Source organism: Paenibacillus tyrphae (genome assembly GCF_000722545.1).
Taxonomy (GTDB): domain Bacteria; phylum Bacillota; class Bacilli; order Paenibacillales; family NBRC-103111; genus Paenibacillus_G; species Paenibacillus_G tyrfis.
On the sequence record NZ_JNVM01000023.1, the window covers coordinates 1 to 19,040 of the forward strand.

The 19,040-nt window shown below is 52.4% G+C and carries 25 protein-coding genes; 15 read left to right on the top strand and 10 right to left on the bottom strand.

The features are described 5' to 3' along the window. Positions 1 to 691: 691 nt before the first annotated feature. The 3 genes from ET33_RS39355 to ET33_RS40310 form a co-directional block, all read right to left on the bottom strand. A complete protein-coding gene (locus ET33_RS39355) occupies positions 692 to 865 on the bottom strand; it encodes a hypothetical protein (RefSeq protein ID WP_163768012.1) in 174 nt (57 codons plus the stop codon). After that, positions 866 to 1,165 (bottom strand): hypothetical protein, encoded by a 300-nt coding sequence (locus tag ET33_RS25500; protein ID WP_036688785.1) that lies wholly within the window; start codon positions 1,163 to 1,165, stop codon positions 866 to 868. It lies immediately after the preceding gene. Positions 1,166 to 1,368: 203 nt separating this feature from the next. Further along, positions 1,369 to 1,494 carry a hypothetical protein gene (locus ET33_RS40310; RefSeq protein WP_268808334.1) on the bottom strand — a complete coding sequence of 42 codons (126 nt, stop codon included), beginning with the start codon at positions 1,492 to 1,494 and terminating at the stop codon, positions 1,369 to 1,371. 122 nt (positions 1,495 to 1,616) lie between these two features. Between ET33_RS40310 and ET33_RS25505 the strand changes: the two genes are divergently transcribed. From ET33_RS25505 to ET33_RS25520, 4 genes are all read left to right on the top strand, one after another. Further along, positions 1,617 to 1,826: a hypothetical protein gene (locus tag ET33_RS25505; RefSeq protein WP_036688788.1), complete on the top strand. Its 210-nt coding sequence runs from the start codon at positions 1,617 to 1,619 to the stop codon at positions 1,824 to 1,826. Between the two features lie 4 nt (positions 1,827 to 1,830). Beyond that, complete coding sequence (locus ET33_RS25510) at positions 1,831 to 2,052, top strand: hypothetical protein (protein WP_036688790.1); 222 nt, start codon at positions 1,831 to 1,833, stop codon at positions 2,050 to 2,052. Between the two features lie 89 nt (positions 2,053 to 2,141). Then, positions 2,142 to 2,348: a hypothetical protein gene (locus tag ET33_RS25515; RefSeq protein ID WP_081890490.1), complete on the top strand. Its 207-nt coding sequence runs from the start codon at positions 2,142 to 2,144 to the stop codon at positions 2,346 to 2,348. After that, positions 2,338 to 2,592, top strand: coding sequence for a LexA family transcriptional regulator (locus ET33_RS25520; protein ID WP_036688793.1), 255 nt, complete (start codon positions 2,338 to 2,340; stop codon positions 2,590 to 2,592). The genes ET33_RS25515 and ET33_RS25520 overlap by 11 nt, the downstream gene beginning before the upstream one ends. A 220-nt stretch (positions 2,593 to 2,812) precedes the next feature. Here the strand turns inward: ET33_RS25520 and ET33_RS37750 are convergent, their stop codons facing one another. Together ET33_RS37750 and rpsD are read right to left on the bottom strand one after the other, a co-directional pair. Continuing rightward, positions 2,813 to 2,899, bottom strand: a complete 87-nt coding sequence (locus ET33_RS37750; protein WP_200879238.1) for a putative holin-like toxin — start codon at positions 2,897 to 2,899, stop codon at positions 2,813 to 2,815. Positions 2,900 to 3,468: 569 nt separating this feature from the next. Continuing rightward, positions 3,469 to 4,068, bottom strand: coding sequence for a 30S ribosomal protein S4 (gene rpsD, locus ET33_RS25525; protein WP_036688796.1), 600 nt, complete (start codon positions 4,066 to 4,068; stop codon positions 3,469 to 3,471). A gap of 336 nt (positions 4,069 to 4,404) precedes the next feature. Between rpsD and ET33_RS25530 the strand changes: the two genes are divergently transcribed. The 4 genes from ET33_RS25530 to ET33_RS25545 all read left to right on the top strand — a co-directional run bounded on the left by ET33_RS25530 (position 4,405) and on the right by ET33_RS25545 (position 7,019). Next, the gene (locus tag ET33_RS25530; protein WP_036688798.1) at positions 4,405 to 4,992 is read left to right on the top strand and encodes a TVP38/TMEM64 family protein; all 588 of its coding nucleotides are present in this window, start codon (positions 4,405 to 4,407) and stop codon (positions 4,990 to 4,992) included. Between the two features lie 30 nt (positions 4,993 to 5,022). Further along, complete coding sequence (locus ET33_RS25535) at positions 5,023 to 6,141, top strand: aminopeptidase (RefSeq protein ID WP_036688801.1); 1,119 nt, start codon at positions 5,023 to 5,025, stop codon at positions 6,139 to 6,141. 100 nt (positions 6,142 to 6,241) lie between these two features. Beyond that, a complete protein-coding gene (locus ET33_RS25540) occupies positions 6,242 to 6,490 on the top strand; it encodes an HPr family phosphocarrier protein (RefSeq protein WP_010498192.1) in 249 nt (82 codons plus the stop codon). Positions 6,491 to 6,731: 241 nt separating this feature from the next. Continuing rightward, the gene (locus ET33_RS25545) at positions 6,732 to 7,019 is read left to right on the top strand and encodes a YlaN family protein (RefSeq protein ID WP_036688803.1); all 288 of its coding nucleotides are present in this window, start codon (positions 6,732 to 6,734) and stop codon (positions 7,017 to 7,019) included. Between the two features lie 50 nt (positions 7,020 to 7,069). Here ET33_RS25545 and cax read toward each other — a convergent pair whose 3' ends face one another. Continuing rightward, positions 7,070 to 8,122 (bottom strand): calcium/proton exchanger, encoded by a 1,053-nt coding sequence (gene cax / locus ET33_RS25550; protein ID WP_036688807.1) that lies wholly within the window; start codon positions 8,120 to 8,122, stop codon positions 7,070 to 7,072. Positions 8,123 to 8,223: 101 nt separating this feature from the next. Here cax and ET33_RS25555 point away from each other — a divergent pair, with 101 nt between their 5' ends. Together ET33_RS25555 and ET33_RS25560 are read left to right on the top strand one after the other, a co-directional pair. Then, complete coding sequence (locus ET33_RS25555) at positions 8,224 to 9,009, top strand: SDR family oxidoreductase (RefSeq protein ID WP_036688809.1); 786 nt, start codon at positions 8,224 to 8,226, stop codon at positions 9,007 to 9,009. Positions 9,010 to 9,164: 155 nt separating this feature from the next. Then, positions 9,165 to 9,551 (top strand): Asp23/Gls24 family envelope stress response protein, encoded by a 387-nt coding sequence (locus ET33_RS25560; protein ID WP_036688813.1) that lies wholly within the window; start codon positions 9,165 to 9,167, stop codon positions 9,549 to 9,551. A gap of 22 nt (positions 9,552 to 9,573) precedes the next feature. Here ET33_RS25560 and ftsW read toward each other — a convergent pair whose 3' ends face one another. Continuing rightward, the gene (gene ftsW / locus ET33_RS25565) at positions 9,574 to 10,716 is read right to left on the bottom strand and encodes a putative lipid II flippase FtsW (protein ID WP_036688818.1); all 1,143 of its coding nucleotides are present in this window, start codon (positions 10,714 to 10,716) and stop codon (positions 9,574 to 9,576) included. Positions 10,717 to 10,727: 11 nt separating this feature from the next. Then, positions 10,728 to 11,075 carry a YugN family protein gene (locus ET33_RS25570; RefSeq protein WP_036688821.1) on the bottom strand — a complete coding sequence of 116 codons (348 nt, stop codon included), beginning with the start codon at positions 11,073 to 11,075 and terminating at the stop codon, positions 10,728 to 10,730. A 244-nt stretch (positions 11,076 to 11,319) separates the two neighbouring features. Between ET33_RS25570 and ET33_RS25575 the strand changes: the two genes are divergently transcribed. The 3 genes from ET33_RS25575 to ET33_RS25585 all read left to right on the top strand — a co-directional run bounded on the left by ET33_RS25575 (position 11,320) and on the right by ET33_RS25585 (position 14,412). Further along, positions 11,320 to 12,507: a M20 metallopeptidase family protein gene (locus ET33_RS25575; protein ID WP_036688826.1), complete on the top strand. Its 1,188-nt coding sequence runs from the start codon at positions 11,320 to 11,322 to the stop codon at positions 12,505 to 12,507. A 163-nt stretch (positions 12,508 to 12,670) separates the two neighbouring features. After that, positions 12,671 to 13,108, top strand: a complete 438-nt coding sequence (locus ET33_RS25580) for a CBS domain-containing protein (protein WP_036688829.1) — start codon at positions 12,671 to 12,673, stop codon at positions 13,106 to 13,108. Positions 13,109 to 13,245: 137 nt separating this feature from the next. Then, positions 13,246 to 14,412 (top strand): Gfo/Idh/MocA family protein, encoded by a 1,167-nt coding sequence (locus tag ET33_RS25585; protein WP_036689087.1) that lies wholly within the window; start codon positions 13,246 to 13,248, stop codon positions 14,410 to 14,412. Positions 14,413 to 14,499: 87 nt separating this feature from the next. On the opposite strand, the gene ET33_RS39920 is transcribed toward ET33_RS25585, so the two are convergent. Further along, positions 14,500 to 14,598, bottom strand: a complete 99-nt coding sequence (locus tag ET33_RS39920; RefSeq protein ID WP_235206815.1) for a thermonuclease family protein — start codon at positions 14,596 to 14,598, stop codon at positions 14,500 to 14,502. Positions 14,599 to 14,607: 9 nt separating this feature from the next. Then, entirely contained in the window at positions 14,608 to 15,045 is a 438-nt protein-coding gene (locus ET33_RS25590; protein WP_235206816.1) for a thermonuclease family protein, read from the bottom strand. Between the two features lie 171 nt (positions 15,046 to 15,216). On the opposite strand from ET33_RS25590, the gene ET33_RS25595 reads away from it, so the two are divergent. Then, positions 15,217 to 16,911 (top strand): DNA repair helicase XPB, encoded by a 1,695-nt coding sequence (locus ET33_RS25595; RefSeq protein WP_036688831.1) that lies wholly within the window; start codon positions 15,217 to 15,219, stop codon positions 16,909 to 16,911. Next, on the top strand, positions 16,908 to 18,959 hold the full coding sequence (locus ET33_RS25600; protein ID WP_036688835.1) for a helicase-associated domain-containing protein: 2,052 nt from the start codon (positions 16,908 to 16,910) through the stop codon (positions 18,957 to 18,959). Before ET33_RS25595 ends, ET33_RS25600 begins: the two co-directional genes overlap by 4 nt. Positions 18,960 to 19,040: the final 81 nt, after the last annotated feature.

The window sequence follows — 19,040 nt, forward strand, 5'->3', positions numbered from 1 at the left end:
TTATACAGGCTTCGAAAAATGCATTTCGTTATTTAGAAAGCATAGCGAATACGCGACAGAACAGCAGAAACTGGGGTACAAAAATATTGTAGAAGGAGTGTTTGATTTATGAAGAAAGCGTTATTATCTATAGTGATGGGGTTGATCTTCTTAAGTGGAATCATCGTACCGCAGCAACCGCAAGAGCCTTCGATAAAGCTGCTCGATCATAATGGATGGGGCGGCTAATAAAAAAATAAGAGTCCCGGCCAGCGGTCAGGGCTCCTTTTTTTGCTCAGTCATAGCACAAACTCCACGAATGCCGGTGCGCGAAGCAGCCCCGCTTTCGTCCAATTCCGGATTTTCACCCTTGCTTTTAGCCGAGGCTCCAGGTATATGAAGTCGCGGTCTTCGTGAGTTTTCAAACGGTCCTTGACGCTATGAAAGGCGGCCCGTTGCTGCGGCTTCACCCCGAGTTCAATCACGCCAACCGGGCGCAGCTTACCCCCGCTCCCCGGTACCGACGCCAGCCACCCGAATTATCTTTGTAGGGTGTGGAGTCCCACTTTTGTATGGAGAATATAGTGCCTTCAATTGATTGTTGCGACTTCTTAACCCGATCTTGCAAGACTTGAGGACAATCAGCAAGCGTTAATTCGTTTTTCATCGTTACCCCCGCGTTTAAGTTTGGGAGGGGCCGAAGCCCCCCGAATTATTTCCGCGCCTCCAGGATCGCCGCCGCAAGCTCGAATCCGTAGCTTACGCCCTTTGCAAATTCCTGCCCGGCTTCGTCGGTCCGTTCCAATGCTTCGGCACCCCAGAACTTTTGAAGCGCCAGAAAGTCATTTTTGAGCGTCCTCAGCTCTTCGACGCGAACGGTTATCAATTAAATCACCCCTAATTCGCGGTTATGGATCTGGTTTAGTTCTTGTAAAACCGATTCACCCTTCGCGATTACTTCCGCGATTTGCTCTTTGCTCATGCGGTTTATTTTCGTAGGGAAAGCGGAGAACGTGCCAAGAAAAGTAAAGTCGTAGATGCTATTTAATTTACCGCCCGAGCGGATGCAACGAGCTTCCATCTTGTCCCCCTTGATTACTTCGACGGCTTCTGCAATCCATTCCCGGCATTGTTTCGCTGCCTTATGAATTTCCTTGATCGTTTCCAGTGCTTCTTTCCGCGTCATCCCGCATACCTCCCCGCGCTTATGGCCCGCCGGCCATTACTTCCGCAACACATTAATGAGACCGATCACCGAGAGGACTAAAACCGGAACCCAAACGATCCAAAAGAGTTTATCCATGGCTTATCCCTCCATTTATTTTAATCTTGCTTTATGTTAAGATTGGGAAGAGAGGGCCGGGTCGCTTCCGACCCTCTCAAGGGAACCTATTTACGTTTGCCCCGATGGCTGCGTTTGGTTCCTTTTTTGTTTTTCTTACGGCCATTATTTAAAGCGATTATTGCTGTTACCAGTTGAATTATCGCCGTAAGAAGAAGTACCCAATCCTTCATATTGTCTTGTTCACCTCCTTTCTATCTCTATTATATACTCACGTGAGTATAATGTCAACAAGAAATATACTTGCGCTAGTATATTTTTAAGTGTATTCTTAATCCAAGGGAGGTTGATCTAATTGGACGAGAAAAAGGGTAGTGCAGCTACGAGAGCCAAGAATAAGTACAATGCGGCGAATTACGACAGGTTGTACCCGTATGTACCAAAAGGCCGGAAGGCGGTGTACGAAGAAGCGGCAACAAAGGCGGGAGTCAGTTTGAACGATTACATCATCAAAGCGTTAGACGAGAAAGTTGAGCGTGACAAAAAAGAGCGGGAGGGAGGCTGACAGCTTGAGAATCAAAATCGGAAGCGTATGGGAATGCATAGAAGAGGATGATCCAGATTTATTCGGGAAGTTCTGCGTCGTAAAGGATATCGACGACGATCCGGACTTAAACGGGGATGGGACGATAGAGCTTATGTACGCGGACGGGTCAAAGTACTACGGAAAAGTTAGGCGGTTTATACCTGGTATTACGCATAAACTACGGGATGATGAGCAGGAGGCATAGCGGCCGGTCTGCTCTTTTTCTGTTGCGTGTTCGCATTTTGTTCGCATATAATAAATGCAAACGAATGTTCCTATCAGGAGGCGGACACATTGGAAAAGCAAATGCTTCGATATGTTGGCCAACAGGTCGAAATCATCTACCTTGAGAATGACGGCAGTATGACACAGCGAAGGATTGCAGTTCGGTCGGTCGAACGAGGCAGCGTTAAAGCGTTTTGTTTCCAGCGGCAAGCACCGAGACTGTTCAAGCTGGAGAATATCCTCGCCGTACAACAGGTGGTGCGTCATGCTGGCTGATGCTGAACGGAAAGTGCTGCGGATCGTTGCGAATTATTCGGCTGGTCGTAAAAGGATGCCTTCTTTAATCGAGTTGGGGAGAAAGACAGGAAAGAGTCAAAAAAAGCTACTAGAGACTTTGTCGGAGCTGGCGAAGGAAGGTTATATTTCTTGGACTCCGGCCGATCCTGAACGGATCACGTTGCTTCAGGCGTGGGAACGCGAGGACAGGGAAAACTGGTGGCAGATGTACGGTTCAAGGTGAATCCGTAAATAAATATATTTACATTTCAATAGAAATTCGGTTGATAAAACATATGTGAATTGGTAAAATAAAGTAAAGTACTTTATTCAGTGAATTAGAGTACAATGTAAAAAGAGCCGTGTGTCAGCACGACTCTCCTAGTGACAATAGCCGCTTTAAGGGCGGTAGGCTGCAAATGTGTTGCTGTAAAATAGGCCGCTGACTCTTCCAAAAGGGCGGTCTATTTTACTTTGCTAAGATAAGTAAGCAAAGCTAAAATAAACATTCCAAATAGGAACATTAATTGCAGTGCTTGATATACTTTCATGGAGCTGTCACCTCCCTTCCGAGAGGCTAGCCGACCGCCCAGCAAGCTATGCACAGGAAATATTATACATCACTTTGTTCCCATTAATCTACTATATTTTCTATATCGCACAGAGAATTACGAGTTTCGAAAGCTAGGAATCAAAGGCCCCAAAGTTGATTTGGGGGCGGATAAATTCACTCGGATTACGAACGGATACCGCTTAATGTAAAGAAAGGAAAAAAGGCTGAGTATAAAGCTGCAGCAGACCTAGCGGGTATGAGTTTGAATGCTTTTATCCAAGAAGCAATTGAGGAAAAGATAGAACGTCAAAGTACAGGTCAAGGAATAATTGAACAAACCAAAGAACCCAGCTCTATTCTCTGGGTTCTTTTTTTTTATCTGGCACTTGAATATAAGAGCGTCTACCCACATTATTTTTAGCCCCAAACCAAGCCCCATTTAGCCCCAAATGGGTGCATTATAGTGCATTAACTTGCAATATTGATTGAATGAAAAAAAAAGCCCGGAACCCTTGATAAACAAGGGTTTTTGGGCTTTTTGTCGTAGTAGTTTGCGCGTTAATTCTATTAGCGGCTGTAGAACTCGACGATTTGTTTTTCGTCGATTTCTTGAGCGAGCTCGGAACGCTCAGGCCAACGAACGTACTTGCCTTCCAATGCGCCTTCGTTGAATTCGAGGTAAGCCGGCAGGTAGTTGCGGTTTGCCACAGCTTCTTTAACGGAAGACTGGTTGCGGCTTTTCTCGCGAAGGCCGATAACGTCGCCAGTGCTTACCGTGTAGGAAGCGATGTCGACTTTTTTGCCGTTAACCGTTACGTGACCGTGGGAAACCAATTGCCGCGCGCCGGCGCGGGAGTTGGCGAAGCCCAGACGGTATACGAGGTTGTCCAAACGGCTTTCAAGCAGGAACATGAAGTTTTCGCCCGCGATCCCTTGCAGCTTGGTAGCTTTGTTGAACAGGTTGCGGAATTGCTTCTCGTTCAAGCCGTACATGTGGCGAAGCTTTTGTTTCTCTTGCAATTGAACGCCGTAGCCGGACATCTTCTTGCGTTGTCCCGGACCATGCTGCCCCGGAGGGAAAGGACGTTTCAATTCTTTGCCAGTACCGCTCAAGGAAATGCCGAGACGGCGGCTTAATTTAAATTTAGGACCAGTGTAGCGTGACATAAGTTGGGAAGCTCCTTTTATCAATAATTTGGTTAAGTTAATAAACGGGTGAAGCGTGTGCCCGATTTTGCCTAAAGCGTTTCTTAACGATCCGCACCCGACAAGAAGAACCAGCCGCGGTCCTGTCGGCAGCAAAATCTTACAGAGGGTGACGCAAGCTTCCACCATAAGCACGGGCTGCCGGAGCAGCAATTCCGATACTTATTCTCGACTTCTTATTTTATAAGATGGATATGGTTGTGTCAAGTATAGGAATGCGGCAAGCTATCGCTCTAATAGGTTCGTGATCGGAAGCAATTTCTGGTACAATATGATATGCGAAGGGAGGCTTGACCATTGGCCAATTGGAATGTCCACCAGTTGTCGGAAGCGCTCCGTTCTCTTGGATGGATAGGTCATGTCGCGGGGGCGCTGCTCGTTGTGCTGCAGACGCTTTTCCCCGTTGTGCCTTTTGTCTTGGTAGCCGGGGCTAACGTCTTGATTTTCGGGTTGTGGCGAGGGTTTCTGGTCAACTATGTGTTTGCTTGCCTTGGAGCGTTTATTGCGTATTATATGGCGAGGAATTACGGAAGGGCATGGGTGCAGGGCAAGCTCGCGAAGTACGATTTCATCGAGCAATGGAGTGGGAGACTGGAGCGGCACGGACTTTGGTATATCGCAGCCAGCCGGATTATTCCGGTGATACCTTCCTTCGGCATCAACTTGGGCGCTGCGGTCATGAAGGTCAAACCAAGGGATTTTGTGATCGGAACCTTGATCGGCAAAGCGCCGATGATCTTCCTTGAATCAGTAATCGGGCACGATCTGCTCCATCTCGGCCGGTATAAAGGAAGACTTTTTGCCGCATTAGCCTTGTTTTTCGTCCTGCTGATCATCGGGAATTATTACAAAAACAAATGGACCAAAAGCGGCAGTAAATCTTAACATTGTTAATGGAAAAAAGGAGAAGATTCGATGCGTGATCCCCGTTTAGAGCAACTGGCTCGTAATCTTGTAGGGTATTCTTTGAATGTACAGCCCGGCGAAAGGGTGCTGATCGAGATGATCGGCTCCGAGCGGGAAATCGTCAAATGTCTCGTACAGGAGGTGCACGCCCGCGGCGGCCATCCTTACGTGGAGCTGACGGATTATGCCGTTACGGCGGCAGTGCTGCGTTCTGCGACGCCCGAGTTTCTGGAGCATTGGGCCGATATGCACTTGCGGCGCATGAAGGATATGGACTGTTACCTTGCGGTTCGCGCCGGCGAAAACGTAAGCGAGCTGTCTGACGTGCCTGAGGATAAGATGAAGCTTTACAAAAAAATTTACAGCCAAAAGGTGCACATGGAGCAGCGGATCAAGCATACGCGTTGGGTCGTGCTGCGTTATCCGAACGCGTCGATGGCGCAGCTCGCCAGCATGAGCACGGAAAAATTCGAAGATTTCTACTTCGACGTCTGCAACCTGGATTACGCTAAAATGTCCGATGCGATGACGCCGCTTCAGGAGCTGATGAACCGGACCGACCGCGTGCGTATCGTGGGACCGGGGAAAACGGACATTTCCTTCTCGATCAAAGGCATCGGTTCCGTCAAATGCTGCGGCCGCCGCAACATCCCGGACGGCGAGCTGTATACCGCGCCGGTACGCGATTCCGTGAACGGGGTCATCGCCTATAATACGCCTTCCGAAAATTCCGGAGTTACGTTCGAGAACATCACCTTCCGGTTCGAGAACGGCAAAATCGTCGAGGCTACCGCGAACGATACCGCCCGGCTGAACAAAATTCTCGACACGGACGAAGGCGCCCGCTATATCGGGGAATTCAGCCTCGGGTTCAACCCGCATATCTTATACCCGATGAAGGATACGCTGTTTGACGAGAAAATCGACGGCAGTCTTCACTTCACGCCCGGCCAAGCGTACGAGCAGGCGGACAACGGCAACCGATCCGCTGTTCATTGGGACCTGGTTCTTATTCAACGGCCGGAGTTTGGCGGGGGCGAGGTTTATTTTGACGACCGGCTGATTCGCAAGGACGGACGTTTTGTCATTCCGGAGTTGGAAGGGCTTAACCCGGAAAATTTAAAGTAATCGAAACGAAAATAGTATTGCATGTTATTCCCTTCCACGGTATCATATTTGAAGAAAGCGATTTATCTTGTCCGTCACTAGACGCATGGAGGGATTTTGTATGCCAAACGCCAATAACGCCGCAATCGTGGAAATTTCTCAAACCGCCAATAAATTCAGATCTTCCATTGTTCTTCAGTATGATAACAAGTATATCGATGTGAAGAGCATTCTTGGCTTGTTTACGACGCTGCTCACATCCAGCAACTATGATCTTCATGTTCACGGACCGGATGCCGACGAAGCGAAGAAAGCAATGGCTGAAGTGTTCGAGAAGCACGGTCTGAAGATCAACAGCATTCAAGACTAATCCATACGATTTCCAGGTAAAGGCATTTTCGCGCAGGCGAAGATGCTTTTATTCATTTTTTTGAGAATAATTCTCAAGGTAAGGCGTCTATCTTGGTCTATCGACTTGTGTATTGCGCCGTTTTCGACTAATATAAAACTATCGGCGTTTAAGCGCCTGCTTCGGATAAGAACCGGGGCCGCATGTTCGTCCGGTTGATCGCCGGTGAACGCAAATGGTTGGATTACAGGGGGGGAGCACCATGTCGTCGGATGTGCTGCTCAGCTTGTCGCAGAAGGCCCTGCATCTGCTGCAAGAAGATGCGGACAAGATCGAGAAGCTGATTGAAGTGCAGATGGAAAATTTAACCACTCGCAAATGTCCTCTGTATGAAGAGGTGTTAGATACGCAAATTTACGGGTTGTCGCGGGAGATTGACTTTGCGATCCGGGCGGAGCTGATTACCGAGACGGCGGGCAGACAAATCTTGATGAAGCTGGAACGGAATGTAGCCCAGCTCTATGAGGCTATGAGTCAAAACAAAGAGTAACCTTCACTGGGAAGGTTACTCTTTGTTTTTTTCTTATGGTCGCGTTGCTTCTACACTAAGAAGAACGCAATGCCCAGGATGACATAGACAACCAGCAGCAGCACGCCCTCGAACCACGTTGTGGCTCCGTCCTTGGAGATCGATTTGGCGATAAACGCAGCTACGCCGATGGCTATGATCTCGTAGGTCGTAAAGACGAGATCCATCGTTTTACCGAAAAGGAGCGAGAGGAGCACCAACACAGGCGCGACGAACAGCGCAATCTGCAGGCTGCTGCCGACCGCGATCTCGACGGCGGCGCCCATTTTGTTTTTCCGGGCCATCATAACGGCGGCGCTGTGTTCCGCGGCATTGCCGACGATGGCAATCAAGAAGGCGCCTACGAATAGCTCGGACAGCCCGTATTGATGGCTGAACGGCTCCAGCGTATGTACGAGCCACTCGCTCTGAAAGGCGACCATGGCGGTGGCGATAATCAGGAATACGATCGACAAGCCCTTGGACCACGCGGCTTCCCCGTGCTCGACGACCTCGTCCGAGAGCTCGTTCTTGTGCGTAATCATCGAGAAGACGAGCCAGAGCAGGTAAGCGATGATCAGGATCACGGATACGATGATGCTCAGATTGGACGTTTCCTGAGTGGTGAAGCTCCGGGCGAAAGCGGCGGGAATGAACAGCGCGATAACGGCCAGCAGCATGAGCGACCCGTTATGTCCGGCCAGTTTCACGTTGAACGTCTGTTCCTTGTATTTCAATCCTCCGAGCAGCACGCTAAGTCCGAGCACCAGCAGCATGTTTCCGATGATGGAGCCGGTGATGCTGGCTTTGACGATCTCGAACATCCCGTCTTTCACCAGAAAGATGGCGATGATGAGCTCGGCGGCATTGCCGAACGTCGCATTCAAAAAACCGCCCAGTCTTTCCCCGGCATAATGCGCTACGCTTTCCGTAGCTTTTCCCAGGAATCCGGCGACAAAGATGATAGCCACCGCCGAGATGAAAAATTGCACCGTAGGGCTGAACGTGGGAGCTCTGACATAATGAGCGACTGCGCTTAGGAGGAAGCTCGCGAGCAGACCGAGCGTAAAAGCGTGGCGTTTCAAAAGGATCACCTCATGTGGTAAAGTATACCTAAATCAAATAAAACCTATTCTAATATAATCAATTTTCGGACAAAGTAAAATGCTTTAGGGAGGAGTTTCTGATGGATCTATATTTAAAAGGGAAAAAGGCAGTCGTCACCGCATCCAGCAAAGGATTGGGTCGGGCAATCGCCGAGCAGCTCGCGGCGGAAGGAGCCGATTTATTGCTCTGCAGCCGGGATGAGCAAGCCGTATGCGACGTAGCGGCCCAACTGGGGCAAAAATACGGCGTATCAGCCACTGGCATGGCTGTCGATCTAAGCAGCCCGGAGCAAATCGGCTGGCTCGTCCAGCAGGCAGCCGACCGCTTCGGCCGGGTTGACGCTCTCGTGTGCAATGCGGGAGGGCCGCCGAGCGGCAGCTTCCTGTCGCTGGACGAGGAAGCGTGGCTCCATGCCATCCAATTGAATCTCATGAGCGTTGTCAGGCTTGTCAAAGGCTTCCATCCGCTGATGAAGGAGCAGGGCGGGCGGATCGTCACGATCGCTTCGTCTTCGGTGAAAGTGCCGATTCCCGGTTTGGTGCTGTCCAATACGCTGCGAACGGGCATTGTCGGTTTAATGAAGACGCTATCGGTCGAGTGGGGCCCGGACGGGATTTTGCTGAACACCGTATGTCCCGGCCGAATCAGTACGGATCGTCTGGTTGAGCTGGATTTGGCCAGAGCGGCCCGTGATCAGGTGACGGTAGAAGACATACGGGAGAGCATGGTCAAGGACATTCCGCTCGGCCGTTACGGCGAGCCGGAGGAGCTGGCTGCAACGGCCGCATTCCTGCTTTCGCCGCGCAACAGCTACATGACCGGTTCGGTCTTTTATGTTGACGGCGGGTCGGTTAAGGCCATTTAGAGGGTTTTTCAGGCGGGGTGTTATCGGCTTGTCCCGGCAGGCGGCTCTTGCAGATTCGGGTCATGTCGAAAACTGTCAAATGGCTGCGCGGTACATTTGCTTTCCCGCTTGGAAGTTATTACAATAGAGCTATAATCCTTGAAGGAGTGATCCTCATGAGCGAAGAAATTCAAACAGGTCTTATCCGCATTTCAGATGACGTCGTAGCGACTATTGCAGGATTGGCTGCGCTGGAGACTCCAGGGATTGCCGGTATGTCGGGAGGCATTTCCGAAGGATTGGCGAAGCGTCTGAGCGGCAAAAACGTGCAGAAGGGCGTTTCGGTGGAAGTGGGCCAAGTGGAAGCGGCTATCGATCTTCGAGTGATTGTTAATTTCGGAAGTAAAATCCATGAGGTTTGTCGCGATCTTCAAGAAAATGTGCGCGATGCGGTGGAGAACATGACCGGTCTGACGGTCGTTGAAGTCAATATTAAGGTTGAGGGCGTCGCATTTCGCGAGGAAGAGCAAGCCATCGTGGAGGACCCGAACCGGGTCAAGTAAGAGCAAGAAAGAGAGCCTGATTTCAGGCTCTCTTTTTCGTTTCCCGTTCTTTTTCCGGCTTATTGTACTCTCTGGATATGCTGAGCAGAATACCGAGGCCGGCCAGCGTTGTCAGCATCGAGGTGCCACCATAGCTGATCAGCGGCAGTGTGACGCCGGTCATCGGAATCGTATTGGTGACTCCTCCCATGTTGATGAACGCCTGAATGCCGATCATTCCGACAATTCCCACGCCAAGCAGCATGCCGAAGGTGTCCTGGCAGCGGAGCGCTACGATCAGCCCGCGCCATAGAAAAGCAAGATACGCCAGCAAAAAGAGGAAGGTGCCAATGAAGCCGAGCTCTTCTCCGATAATTGCAAAAATAAAATCGTTGTGCGCCTCCGGCAAATAGTGCAGCTTCTGCACGCTTTGTCCGAAGCCGGCGCCCGTCAGACCGCCGTGTCCGAACGCATACAGCGATTGCATAAGTTGAAAGCCGCTTCCCTGTGGATCTTTGGTAGGGTCCCAGAAAGCGGTAAACCGCGCGAAGTGATGACTGGTCCCGTTCGTGATGATGTAATAAATCATGCCCACTATGGTCAAGAACACGACTCCGCCGGCGCCCAAATAAAATACATGCTTGAGCTGTGCCCCACCGACAATGATAATCAGCATGGCGCAAAGCACCAGCACCATCGTGGAACCGAGATCGGGCTGCATCATAATCAGCGCGGAGATGAAACCGATAACGACGAGCGGCGGCATAAGTCCCCGTTTGAAGTCTTGGAACCGATCGCCTTTTTTGCTGATAATCGAAGCCAAATAAATGATAATCACAAGCTTGGCGAATTCAGTCGGCTGTAGGGAAATGCCGCCGATGCGAAGCCAGCTCGTAGCGCCGTTCATTACTTTACCGACAATCGGAACGAGCAGAAGAAGCATCGAAACAACGAAAAGAGCCGGTACGACCCACTTCTGAAATTTCCGGAAATCTACATTCATGCAAAAAAACATAACGACCGTACCGAGACCGGCAAATATCGCCTGCTTCACCGCCAAGTACCAGGGATCGCTAGCTCTATACGCCATGCTCGCGCTAAAAACAAACGCCAACCCGAAGCACACGAGCGAAAACGTCAAGAAGAGCAGCAAAAAATCAGGCGTTCCTCGTCGCGGGGCATTCATAGGGCCTCCGTCTATTGAGTCAGCTTGACTTTGAGTTCAGCGAGCTTGCCGCTAGCCGTTTTCATAATGTAGTCGGGAATGGCAGCCTGATAGTTGACACCGTGCGGGAAGGACGCTTGGCCGATGTAAACATCCTCGACATAAAGAATGGCATAAGGCGATTCCAGCTTCCCGGATTCAACGCGGGTATTGATGCGCAGGAAATAATCGTTCGTCGATTCGCGATCCGGCAATTGCAGATCGTATGTAGCGCGGTAATATTCCCATTGCCAACGCACGAAGCCGAGCTGCTCCATCACTTCGTCCAAATGTGCAAGGTCGCTTTTTATGCCTTTAATTCCGCTATTTTCAATAATCACAACAAAACCCTCCTAGAAATATGTACCTCGACTCTACAGTTAACCCTTTATTCATGATAGTATGTTTCCCTTTCTTGTGCAAGCCTAATGCACGAAGGGAAATTGCTCGCCCAAATAAAGTTGTGAAATTCTTGTGACACATAGATGAAACCGTTTAAAGGATTTGATAAAATGATACTACAAATCAGCGATCGCTAAATTTCAATGCGCCGGACAGCGGCAAGAGGAGACGGAGGGGTACCCTATGAAATCGATAGAAGAAACGCTGCAAGCGTCAGTGCCCGATATGATCGCTTGGCGCCGCTATTTGCACCGCCATCCCGAGCTTTCGTTCGAAGAATCGAAGACCGCGGCTTTTGTCGCGGATTTGCTAAAGCAGTGGGGGCTGGAAGTTCGGACGGGTGTAGGCGGGCACGGGATCGTGGCCAAGCTGCGCGGAGCATCGGACGGGCCGACAGTGGCGCTGAGAGCCGATATGGATGCGCTGCCGATTCAGGATGAAAAAAGCTGCGAGTACGCCTCTACGGTGCCGGGAGTGATGCACGCCTGCGGCCATGACGCCCATACGTCCGCTCTGCTTGGCGTCGCCAAAACCCTTAGCAGTCACCGGGAAGCGCTGAGCGGCAGCATCGTATTTATTTTTCAGCCGGCCGAAGAGATGACCCCTGGCGGGGCGGTCGGAATGATCGAGGAAGGCGCGCTCGACGGGGTCGATGTCATATACGGCATTCACTTGTGGACGCCGTTTGAGGTCGGCGCAGCTTATTGCAAGCCCGGTCCGATGATGGCGGCGGCGGATGAATTTATGATCGAGATCAAAGGAAAGGGCGGCCACGGCGGCCTGCCTCATGAGACGGTGGACAGCGTGTATGTCGCCTCGCAGCTGGTTGTCAATTTACAGTCGATTGTGAGCCGCAGCACTGACCCTACACAGCCCTGTGTCGTCAGCGTGGGATCGATACACAGCGGTACGAGCTTCAACGTGATTGCCGAATCCGCCGTGCTTAAAGGAACGGTCCGGACTTACGATTCCGCCCTGCGCATGCAGGTGAAAGAGCGGCTTGAGACGATCGTAGAGCAGACATGTCTGATGAACGGGGCAGCCTACACGCTCGATTACAAGCTTGGTTATCCTCCCCTCGTCAACGATGCGAAGGAAGCGGAACGGTTTTACCGCGCGGCTGCATGGGCTATGGGCACGGAAGGCGGACGGACGGCGCCGCTCATTATGGCCGGTGAAGATTATGCCTATTATCTGGAAAAAACTCCAGGCTGCTTTATGTTCGTGGGCGCGGGCAATAAAACGAAAGGCGCCGTGCATCCGCATCACCACCCGAGATTTGATATTGACGAAACGTCGATGGAGCACGCGGCCCGGTTATTTATCGCCATGATCCAAGATTATATGAAGGAATATGAGGCCAGAGGTTGACTGCGTCTCCCTGGAAGTAACAATGGACGGAACGAATGGGAAACCGGGGGAAAGGGGATTCTAAGCGTGCAGCGGCCTGGGAACTTTCTTGTCTTTGATGGAGAATTTGGCGGAAAGTTTCGGTAACAGGCTGCCAATTCCTTTTCTCAGGAGGGTGTTTGCCATGAGTACCAGAACGCTTCGGGAAATTATGACGACCGATTGTTCGACGGTCACGTTGAAGGATAACGTATATGAGGCGGCCGTGAAGATGAAGCAGGAGGACACCGGCTTTATTCCCGTTGTCGAAGGAAGGAAGCTGATCGGGGTACTGACGGACCGGGACCTGGTCATCCGCGGCTTCGCCGAAAAGCGGGAAGGATCTACGGCGATCAAAGAAGTCATGAGCGACAGGGTCGTATCCGTACCGCCCCAAACGACGGTAGACGAAGCGGCCAAAATTATGGCTAAAGAGCAAATTCGCCGGCTGCCGGTAGTGGAGAACGGCGATCTGGTCGGGATCGTATCTATCGGAGACCTGGCCGTCCGCGACAAGTTCGAGGATGAAGCGGGCGAAGCGCTCAGCCAAATTTCCGAACAGGATAAGCTAGCGGTGCATTAATCAACTATCGTTCTTTCGTCCGGTAAGGCCGAAGGAACGATTTTTTTATATTGTTTTGTTCACGTGTGCACTGTATAATAAAGGAGTCGAAAGAAGGTTAATTTAGGCAATGATATGTCATGAGAGGCGGGGAAACGATGAGCAAGGTACGATTCGGACTTATCGGAATCGGCAATATGGGGAAGGGCCATACGAATTATTTTGCCAAAAATGAAGTGGCCGGAGGCGAGCTGACTGCCATTGTGGACACGAACCCGGAGCGTCTCGAATGGGTTCGCCAGCAGTACGGAGACCGGTTCCAGCTGTTTGACAATCTGGATTCGTTTTTCGCCTCGCAAGCCTTCGATGCCGTTCTCATTTGCACGCCGCACTATGATCACCCCGGCTTGGCGATTGCGGCATTCGGGCACGGCTATCATGTGCTGGTCGAGAAGCCGGCAGGCGTCTACACGAAACAAGTTCGCGAGATGAACGAAGCTGCCGCCCGCTCCGGAAAAGCATTCGGCATCATGTACAATCAGCGCACGAACCCGTTGTACCAAAAGCTGCGCGATCTCGTCTCCTCCGGAGAGCTTGGCGAAATCCGCCGCACCAATTGGATCATTACGAACTGGTACCGCTCCCAGAGCTACTACGATTCCGGCGGCTGGCGGGCGACCTGGGCGGGGGAAGGCGGAGGCGTTCTGCTTAACCAAGACCCGCATCAGCTCGATTTGTGGCAGTGGACGATCGATATGATGCCTAAACGGGTGCGCGCGTTTTGCCATTTCGGCAAATACCGGAATATCGAAGTGGAGGACGACGTGACCGCTTACGTAGAATACGAGAATGGAGCGACCGGTCTGTTCGTGACCACGACCGGGGAAGCCCCGGGTACGAACCGGTTCGAAGTGAGCGGCGACCGCGGCAAAATCGTCATCGAAGACGGCAAGCTGACGTTCTGGCGGCTGCGGGTGCCGGAGCCGGAGTTCAACCGCGATTTCAAAGGAGGCTTCGGCGCGCCGGAATGCTGGAAATGCGAGATTCCGGTAGGCTCCTCGGAAGGATCGCAGCACAAAGGGATTACGCAAAATTTCGTCGATCACATTTTACATGGTACGCCGCTGTTGGCGCCGGGAGAAGAAGGGATCAAAGGACTGACCCTTTCGAACGCGATGTATTTGTCCTCCTGGACCGACAATTGGGTCGATCTTCCGATCAACGAAGACCTGTATTACGAAAAGCTGCAGGAACGGATTCAAAGCTCCACGTATAAAAAAGAGACCCGCAAGCTGGACCATATGGATGTCAGCGGAACTCATTAATCTAATAAAGTAGGTATCGACCAAAAACGAAACGGTCCGGGCGAATGCGCCTGGACCGTTTTTTTCAGTATAAATTATAGACGTTTTTTATTTATAGTCGGCCCACAGCCCTTTTTTCTTGCTGTGCGCCTCCCGCTCCAGCTTGACGAAGCTGTCCTGGAACATCACGTTAGGCGGTACGGTCATCGTATTGGCCTAGCCTTCGCGGATCAGCGTTTCATTGAACATCGCGGGCTCGCCTTGAATAAAGACATACCGGAGCAGCCGCCCGTACTTGTCTTTATCCCCTGCGTCAGCAAAGAGGTATACCGTTTTGCCGGTCAGCTTCGATTTCGTGAATTGACTGGCTTCCTTTCCGTAATATTCGACAGGACTATTCGGCTTCACCGTTTCGGGCGTATTGACGCCGATTAAGCGCACCTTTTCCCCCGACTTCGTCTCGAACGTATCTCCATCGACGACACGCTTGACCTCGATTACCGTCATTTTATGGTCCTTCAATGCCGGGTATTGCTTCAAGATTTCCTTGGCGAACGCGTCGCCGTCCGCCCCCGATTTCGAGCACGCCGCAAGCAGCAGCACGATCGCCAAAATAAACAGCATTGCTATCGGTTTTCTCCCCAGGCTTCCCATGACTCCATACTCCTCTCTCATTTTTCCAGTAACAAAAAGGCACGTCGTCTATTGTAGAGCTTCCCGTTCCTTGTTGTAAATGGGACAGCGGCCGGGATTGTCCGGCGAATGTTTAAATCCCCCTTGCAACCCTCATACTAAAACTAACAGCTACAGTGGAGGGATCGGTATATGACATTTCATAAAGACCGCCCATTGATCGTGCAAACCGACTTTTCCGTGCTGCTCGAAGTGCGGCATCCGGCTTTCGAAGAAGCGCGGGCCGGACTCGTCAAGTTTGCGGATCTCGTCAAATCCCCGGAAAACATCCATACGTACCGCATGTCGTCGCTTTCTCTCTGGAATGCCGCGGCTGCCGGACTGACGTCCGAAGAGATTATCGGCTTCTTGGACCGTCATACGAAATTCGGCGTTCCGATGGCGGTAAAGCAAGATATCCGGCGCTTCGTCGAGCGGTACGGGCTTGTTCGGATGGAAAGGCTGGGCGACGATTTGCTTTTGATCTCCGAAGACGTGGAAGCGATCAAGGAGATGGTCTCTTTTCGTTCCTTGCGGTCGTACGGGCTATGTCAGGTCGATTCGCAAACGCTTCGTTTTTCCGCCCGGTATCGGGGGCTTCTCAAGCAGGAGCTCGTTAAGCTCGGCTTTCCGGTTGAAGATCTGGCAGGCTACAGCCGGGGCGAATCGCTTCCTATCCGGCTTCGGATGGAAGAGACCGGAGGGCAGGCGTTCGAGCTGCGGGAATATCAGCGGTCGGCGGTCGATTCCTTTTATCGGGAAGGGAGCCTGCATGGAGGCAGCGGCGTGCTGGTCCTGCCCTGCGGCGCCGGGAAAACGGTGATCGGTATCGCTGCGATGGGAAAGCTAAACTGCGCGACGCTTATTTTAACCTCCAACAGCACTTCGGTTCGGCAGTGGAAAAGGGAAATTTTGGATAAAACGGACATTACGGAAGATTTGGTCGGCGAATACACGGGAATGCAGAAAGAAGTGCGCCCGATTACGGTGGCCACGTATCAAATCCTGACGTACCGCAAATCGAAGGATGATCCGTTCGTCCATATGGACCTGTTTAATAAACGCGACTGGGGCCTGATCGTCTACGATGAGGTGCATTTGCTTCCGGCTCCGGTGTTCCGGGTTACGGCCGACATTCAGGCGACGCGCCGGCTTGGCTTGACGGCGACGCTAATCCGGGAGGACGGCCGGGAGGAGGATGTCTTCTCGCTGGTCGGGCCCAAGCGCTATGAGATGCCGTGGAAGGAGCTGGAGACGCAGGGCTGGATTGCCTCGGTCGAGTGCGTCGAGATCCGGATTCCGATGGCGGACAAAGAGAAGGAAGCTTACCTCGCCGCGGCGCCAAGACTTAAAATGCGGGAAGCCAGTATCAACCCGGGCAAACTGAAGGTCGTTAGCGAGCTGCTGAGCAAGCATGACGGCGAGCAAATTTTAATTATCGGCCAATATTTGGAGCAGCTTCGCCAAGTTGCGGAAGCTACGAAGCTTCCTATGATAAGCGGCGAAATGCCTTATGAGGAGCGGGAAGCGTTGTATTCCGGCTTTCGCGGCGGGACGGTTCCGGTGCTGATCGTATCCAAAGTAGCCAACTTCGCGGTTGATCTGCCCGATGCGACGGTGGCGATCCAAATATCGGGCAGCTTCGGTTCGAGGCAGGAGGAGGCGCAGCGGCTCGGACGGATTTTGCGGCCCAAGGCGGGCACGAACCAGGCGGTCTTCTACACGCTCGTCAGCGAGGATACGAAAGAGCAGGAGTTCGCGCTGAACCGGCAGCTATTCTTGATCGAGCAGGGCTATCGCTACCGGATCGAATGGGCGGACGGATCGAAGGAGGCGGTCTCGATATGAATTATGCGCAATTGCTGACGCGGATGCCCCGCGAGCTGAAGAGCCGGCTGGAAGCCGAAACAATCTTCGCGCCATGGCTGGGCCAAGGCGTATCGCTTGGTCAACTATGGACTGACCCCGTCGTGATGGAGACCGTCTGCAACCGGCTGAGTCGTTCCGAGCGTACGGTGCTTGAGGCGATTGTGCGGCGGATCGGCTGTGAGCCGTTTGACGATACGGAATTGGAGCGGGCGGCAGCCGGTCCCTTGTCCGGGGCCGAGGTGAAAATGGGCCTCGCCGGATTGCTTCGCAAAGGCATCGTATTTTCGTTTCTCAAAACATGGGGGGAGCATCTGTATTTAATGCCGGAGGACGGATTTGCCTGCTGGCAAACCGTTCTAATTCCCGAACTGCCCTCCGGACTCGGTGAAGCGCCGGGAAGCACAGGATTAAGCCCGACGACGGTTGTGCCCGGCGAGCCGAATTTGGCGCGCGATCTGTTTCATTCCTTGGCGTTTGCTGCGGAACAGGGGCTTAAGCTGACCAAAAACGGAACTTTGCACAAGAAGCAGCTTCAGAAATTGTCCGAGCGGGTGCGGCTCCAGGAAGAGGCGCTTGAGCCGCTTTCGCTGAAATATGCGTATGCCGATACGTATTCCCCGAAGATTGCGTTGGTGCTGGATATGCTTTTGCGGCTGCAGCTTATCGTTTCGGAAGACGAAGAGCTGAAGCTAAGCGTCGAAACGGTAGACATTTTTCTGGACCAACCGCTGGCTGGGCAGATGCGCCGTTTGTACGGGCTTTGGAAAACGCTGGCGCTTCCTGCCGCTGCATGGCTGCAGCACGCCGTGTTCCTTTTGGAGCGCGTAGACGGCGGGACATGGATAACGGCGGAGCAGTTGCTGGAGCGGTTGGAGGCGTTCGGGCTACTACCGGGCGCGATAGAGAGCGAGGAAAGAGCCGAGCGACACCGGTATTTGCTCAGGCTGTGGCTGGAGCCGCTCGCTGCGTTGGGATTTCTGGAACGGAGCTTCGATCCGATCTGCGGGCCAGGCGCCTACCGATGGACGTTTCCGCTCGGTTTGCGAGGCGAGCCGGGCGGGGAGGACGAAGCGGAAGACGGCGGCTTTATGGTTCAGCCCGATTTTGAACTCCTGGTGCCTCCGGATGTCGCGGGCAAAGTGCGTTGGGAGCTTTGCTGCCTGGCCGATCTGATGGCGCGGGATCAGGTCAGTGTCTATAAATTGTCGAAGGAAAGCGTCAAGCGGGCTCTGGAAAATGGCCGTACGGCTGCGGAAATATGCGATTTTCTGGAGCGCCACGCGCTCTACGGCGTGCCGGACCATGTCCGGTTAAGCATCGGGCAGTGGGCGAAGCCGTACGGCAAAACCGTCTTTACCCAAGCGCTGCTGCTTCGCTGCGCCGATGATGAAACCGCCCGAACGGTAGCTAAGCTGCCTTCCACTTCCCCGTACGTGAAGGAAATGCTGAATGGGCGGGATTTTCTTATTGCGGCCGCAGACGCGAAGCCGCTTGCGGCTGTTTTGGAAAAAGCGGGCTTTATGCCCGGGCTGCCCGTTATCCCGGCGGCGCAAGCGGGAATGGATGGGGAAACGAGCTCAAGCCGCTTCCCGAAGCTGTCTGCCGACCGGACCGCATCCGCGAAGAAGCTGCTTTCCGTCGAGCCGATGGACAAAGGGCTGATTTACTCGAGAAATTCCGTCGGTTTCCTCAGACTGCAGGCACGGCTGCCGGAAGCCTCCGACGTTTATCCTTCCTTGCAGGATATTCCTTCGACGTGGCTCCGGGATTATCGGAACTATCATTTATCGACGCGCAAAGAAATCGTCGAAAAGGCGATCGAGATGCGTTCGGTGCTGCAGATCCGCAAAAATGGCACCGATTTTCGCATCGTTCCCCGTAAAGTGCAGGAAACGCGGGGAACCTGGTGCATGACCGGACTCGGTCTGTTCGGCGGCACGCAGGACGAAACGTCGGAGGTACGATGGCTGGCGGAGGAATGGCAGGAAATGCGGCTGATTCTTCCCGGGATAAACGATAAATATTAATTCAGCACGACCGTCCTCAAGTATGGTATGATAAACATGTCTGACATGGTCTGACGAACCATACCCAAATGAAAGGACGGT